The organism is Mesorhizobium metallidurans STM 2683 (genome assembly GCF_000350085.1).
GTDB lineage: Bacteria > Pseudomonadota > Alphaproteobacteria > Rhizobiales > Rhizobiaceae > Mesorhizobium > Mesorhizobium metallidurans.
The window spans coordinates 1-4,509 of record NZ_CAUM01000050.1 but is presented as its reverse complement, the minus strand read 5'-3'; the positions used below and the strand labels follow the sequence as shown (position 1 = coordinate 4,509).

Annotated in this window: 4 protein-coding genes and 1 pseudogene; 1 reads left to right on the top strand and 4 read right to left on the bottom strand. The window is 61.6% G+C overall.

Features of this window, described 5'->3' with window-relative positions:
* The 4 genes and pseudogenes from MESS2_RS30785 to MESS2_RS08725 all read right to left on the bottom strand — a co-directional run.
* Positions 1–534 (bottom strand): annotated as a pseudogene (locus tag MESS2_RS30785) (ATP-binding protein); the annotation flags it as partial.
* Between the two features lie 103 nt (positions 535–637).
* Positions 638–1,411, bottom strand: a complete 774-nt coding sequence (locus tag MESS2_RS08735) for an amino acid ABC transporter ATP-binding protein (protein ID WP_008873818.1) — start codon at positions 1,409–1,411, stop codon at positions 638–640.
* A complete protein-coding gene (locus tag MESS2_RS08730; protein WP_008873817.1) occupies positions 1,408–2,088 on the bottom strand; it encodes an ABC transporter permease subunit in 681 nt (226 codons plus the stop codon). The genes MESS2_RS08735 and MESS2_RS08730 overlap by 4 nt, the downstream gene beginning before the upstream one ends.
* A gap of 219 nt (positions 2,089–2,307) precedes the next feature.
* Entirely contained in the window at positions 2,308–3,081 is a 774-nt protein-coding gene (locus MESS2_RS08725; protein ID WP_008873816.1) for an amino acid ABC transporter substrate-binding protein, read from the bottom strand.
* Between the two features lie 323 nt (positions 3,082–3,404).
* On the opposite strand from MESS2_RS08725, the gene MESS2_RS08720 reads away from it, so the two are divergent.
* On the top strand, positions 3,405–4,262 hold the full coding sequence (locus MESS2_RS08720; RefSeq protein WP_008873815.1) for an RNA polymerase factor sigma-32: 858 nt from the start codon (positions 3,405–3,407) through the stop codon (positions 4,260–4,262).
* Positions 4,263–4,509 lie beyond the last annotated feature (247 nt).

The following is a 4,509-nucleotide window of genomic DNA, read 5'->3' as shown; positions in this document are numbered from 1 at the left end:
TTGGGTCACCGAAGACCAAGAGCCATTTCCCGAAGGTCAGGTTGATGGTGACGATGACCGAGGTCTGCTCGTAGAGGCGGCTGACCAGGTGGAATAGCAGTTGGCCACCGGACTGGGCGAATGGCAGATAGCCAAGTTCATCGAGCACGACGAAGTCTTTGCGCCCGAGATAATCGGCCATGCGTCCCTGCCAGGTGGGTTTTTCCAGTGCCGGTGCCGCCGATCAGCACGACATTGCGTTCATGGGCGAGGAAGTCACCGCGTGCGAGGTCCTGAACCAGGGGTCTCGTTGATCCCGGTCTCGGTAAAGTCGAAGTCTTCGACATCCTTGGCGAGCGGCAGCTTGGCGATGGTCATCTGGTACTTGATCGAGCGAGCCTGCTTCTCGGCGATCTCGGAGGTGAGCAGGTCGGCCACGACGCGTTGGGGATCGTGCTGGCGCTTGATGGCGGTGGCTATGATCTCGTCGTAGGCATTCTTCATGCAGTAGAGCTTGAGTTCACTCATCGTGGTCAGGATCTTGGACCGTTCCATCATTGCCCTCCTCGGGCTGTCGTAGCGGGCACAATCGGCCACTAACCCCTCTCACGGGGTCAAACTTGCACGCCGAAACACAGCCGCAGACTGACCGGGAGATCTATCCCTCGCCGCCGCTTTCCTTCTCCGCCTCCTGCTTCAAGGTCGCAATGAACCGCTTGGTCCGTTGCCGCTCCGGATTGCTGAACAACACGGCGGCCGGACCTTTTTCGACGACGACTCCGGCATCGAGGAACACCACTTCCTGCGCGATCTTGGAGGCGAGCCTGAGATCATGCGTCGCCATCACCATGGTCGTGCCCTCGCTGGCGAGCTGACCGAGCACGTCGACCACCTCCTGCGCCAGTTCGGGGTCGAGCGCGGAGGTCGGCTCGTCGCAGAGCAGCACTTTCGGCGACGGCGCCAGCGCCCGGGCAATCGCCACGCGCTGCTGCTGGCCGCCCGACAGCGTCGCCGGCCAGGCATCGGCCTTGTGCGCCATCCCGACCTTTTCCAGCAGCGCAAGCGCCCGCCCGCGCGCCCTCTCCGTCGGCCACTTCAGCACCGTGACCAGCCCCTCCATGACATTTTCGATCGCGGTGCGATGTGGAAACAGCTGGAAATTCTGGAACACCATGCCGGTCTGCAACCGCAGGCGCTGGATGTCCCTCGTGGAGATCTTGATCCCGGGGCGGAATTCCAGTGTCTCGTCGCCGATTCGCACCGTGCCGGAGGTCGGGATCTCCAGCAGGTTGATGCAGCGCAAAAGCGTGCTTTTGCCGCCGCCCGAGGGGCCGACAAGGGCAGTGACGCTGCCTTCCTCTATGCTGACGGTCACCCCTTTCAGCACGAGATTGTCGCCAAAGCGCTTCTCGATATCGGTGAGGCCGATCATGACCGCGCCTCCAGGAAACCGCCATAGCGGTTGAGGCGCACCTCCAGCCGCGTCTGCAAGGCCGACAGCACCGAGCTCATGACGAGGTAAAGGATCGCCGCCTCGACATAGAGGATCAGCGGCTCATAGGTGGTGGCGACGATGCGTTGCGCGGCCTGGAACATCTCCGGCACTGTGATGGCGGCGGCCAGCGAGGTGTCCTTGACCAGCGAGATGAAGGTGTTGGACAGAGGCGGCACCGCGACGCGGCCGGCCTGCGGGAGAATCGTGCGCCGCATCGCCTGGCTCCAGGTCATGCCGATCGAATAGGCCGCCTCCCACTGCCCCTTCGGCACCGAGCCGATGACGGCGCGGATGATTTCCGACGTATAGGCGCCGATATTGAGGGTGAAGCCGATCAGCGCCGCGGGAAAGGCGTCGAGCAGGATGCCGACCGACGGCAGGCCGTAGAAGATCAGGAAGAGCTGCACCAGAAGCGGCGTGCCGCGGAAGATCCAGACGTAGAAGCGGACCACGGCGACCAGGGGTTTCGGGCCGAACAGCCGGACCAGCGCTACGACCAGCCCGACGAACAGGCCGAAGGCAAACGACAGCAGCGTCAGCGGCACGGTGAAGATCAGCGCCGCCCACAACAGCGTCGGCAACGAGTCCAGCATCAATTGCAGCCAGTGCGGCACGAGAGGCCCCTCCTAATGCATGTCGCGCAAATGCGCAGCGGTTTTGCGATAACGACATACAAAAAAACAAGAGCCAAAACGCGTCGCGTGAAGCCGTTCAAACACGACGCGCTTTGGCGAGATCGCCGTGCATATCATGCGAAAAGCGGCGAGCCGTCAAAGACGGCTCGCCGCGAAACAGTCAGGGCCGAACGGCGACCGGCCCGCTCGGCGAATGCGTTACTTCGAAACGTCCTGGCCGAAATAGGTGTCGGCGATCTTCTGATAGGTGCCGTCGGCCTTGATGTCGGCCAGCGCCTTGTTGATGGCGGCGACCAGCTCCGGATCGCCCTTGCGCACGATGACGCCGGAATAGTCGGCGTTTTCCTCTTGCGCGGCGATCTTCACATTGGCGTCGGGCTTCTGCTTCTTGAAGTCGAGGAAGGACAGGCTGTCATTGATGGTGGCGTCGGCGCGGCCGGTAAGCAAGAGCTGGATCGACTGGTCGAAGCCGTCGGTGCCGACGAGTTCGGCGCCGTTGGTCTCGGCAAGCTTGCCGAAATTCGAAGTCAGCGACTGCGCCGCCTTCTTACCCCTGAGGTCGGCGAAACCCTTGATATCGGTGTTGTCGCCGCGCACGATCAGCACCGCCTTGGAGGCGATATAGGGATCGGAAAAGTCATATTTGGCCTTGCGCGCCTCGGTGATGCCGACCTGGTTGATGACGGCGTCGTAGCGGTTGGCGTCGAGGCCGGCGATCAGCCCGTCCCATTTGCCTTCGAGGAACTCGGCCTTCACGCCGAGCTTGTCGGCGATCGCCTTGGCGATCTCGACGTCGAAGCCGACCAGCGCACCCGATGCATCATGATAGGTGAAGGGCGCATAGGTGCCTTCCGTGCCGACCTTGATAATGCCGGCTTGCTTGATCTGGTCGAGATTGGCGCCGGCCTGGCCCGATGTGACGGCCAGAACCTGCAGCGTTCCGGCGATGATGAGCGATGTAAGCCATTTCATTTTTCTGTGATCCCGTCCTTGGCCGATATCCGGCCGCTTTGTGGAGGGCTAGAAAATGGCAGATGCAGGCAAGCAAAATAAGGAATTGTCTTTCAAATATTGCCCTTTTTAGAAATCTCATTCTCAAAAGCCGAGCGACTGCCGCGCGCGCATCTATGGACGTCGCCGCTATGCCCTTCCCGCAACTCAACCTGCATGGCGCCACGTCGGAACATTCCCCGGCATGGCGAGTTTGTCTGTTCTAGGGCGCAACGTCGACATTTCAACCGCGCCTGGCAAGGTCGCGGCCGCCAGTCCGTCCGCAAGCCGAACAGGGAGCCGGCATGATCGAAGATACGGCAGGACGAACCATGGTTCGGGCGGCGATGAAGGCCCCCTACCTCGAGCGCGAGGAAGAACACCTTCTTGCCTTGCGCTGGAGGCAAGACAACGACCAGCGCGCGCTGCACTGTATCACCATGGCGCATATGCGTCTGGTCATTTCGATGGCTTCGAAATTCCGCCATTACGGCCTGCCGCTCGGCGACCTGATCCAGGAAGGCCATGTCGGCCTGCTCGAAGCCGCGGCCCGTTTCGAGCCGGAGCGCGAAGTGCGCTTTTCGACCTATGCGACATGGTGGATCCGCGCTTCGATGCAGGATTACATCCTGCGCAACTGGTCGATCGTGCGGGGCGGCACCAGTTCGGCGCAAAAGGCGCTGTTCTTCAATTTGCGGCGCCTGCGCGCCCGCTTGGCGAACGGCGCCGAGCCGCTCTCGAATGCCTCGCTCTATCGCGAGGTCTCGGTGGCGCTCGGCGTCTCCGAGGCCGACGTGGCGATGATGGATTCCCGCCTTTCGGCGCCGGACTCTTCGCTCAACCAGCCGCTCGCCGAAGATGCCGGCGCCACCGAGCGGATGGACTTCCTGATTTCGGACGATCCGCTGCCGGATGAGATCGTCGGCGAGACGATCGACGTCGAACGCCGCTCTGTCTGGCTAAAGACGGCGCTCGGCGCGCTCAATGCCCGCGAGCTCAGGATCATCGAGGAGCGCCGGCTAAGCGACGAGGGCGCCACGCTCGAATCGCTCGGCGAGGCGCTCGGCATCTCCAAGGAGCGTGTCCGTCAGATCGAGGCGCGCGCCATGGAAAAGCTCAAAATAGCGCTCGTCGAGCAGAACCCGGAGTTCATGGCAGCGTAAGCTTTCGATCTCGTCTAGTCCGAAGTTTGCGCTCGCGAGACAAGCAACTGCTTGATTTGATTCGCGTATCTGAAAAGTGGGTTTTTCCGCTACTGGGCACACACCCCACTGGCATCAACGAACGTTTTCAGCCGAATCGAATCACAAATTGGCCGAGGTGTGAAGGGCGAAATGGACAGAGACATGGACACTTCTCAAAAGCGATTTTCGGCCCAACCGACTCAAAAGATTCAGCTTTCAGCGGCTT

Coding starts and splice junctions, on each gene's coding strand:
- MESS2_RS08720 (WP_008873815.1), top strand. CDS start 3,405: ATGATCGAAGATACGGCAGGACGAACCATGGTTCGGGCGGCGATGAAG.
- MESS2_RS08735 (WP_008873818.1), bottom strand. CDS start 1,411: ATGATCGGCCTCACCGATATCGAGAAGCGCTTTGGCGACAATCTCGTG.
- MESS2_RS08725 (WP_008873816.1), bottom strand. CDS start 3,081: ATGAAATGGCTTACATCGCTCATCATCGCCGGAACGCTGCAGGTTCTG.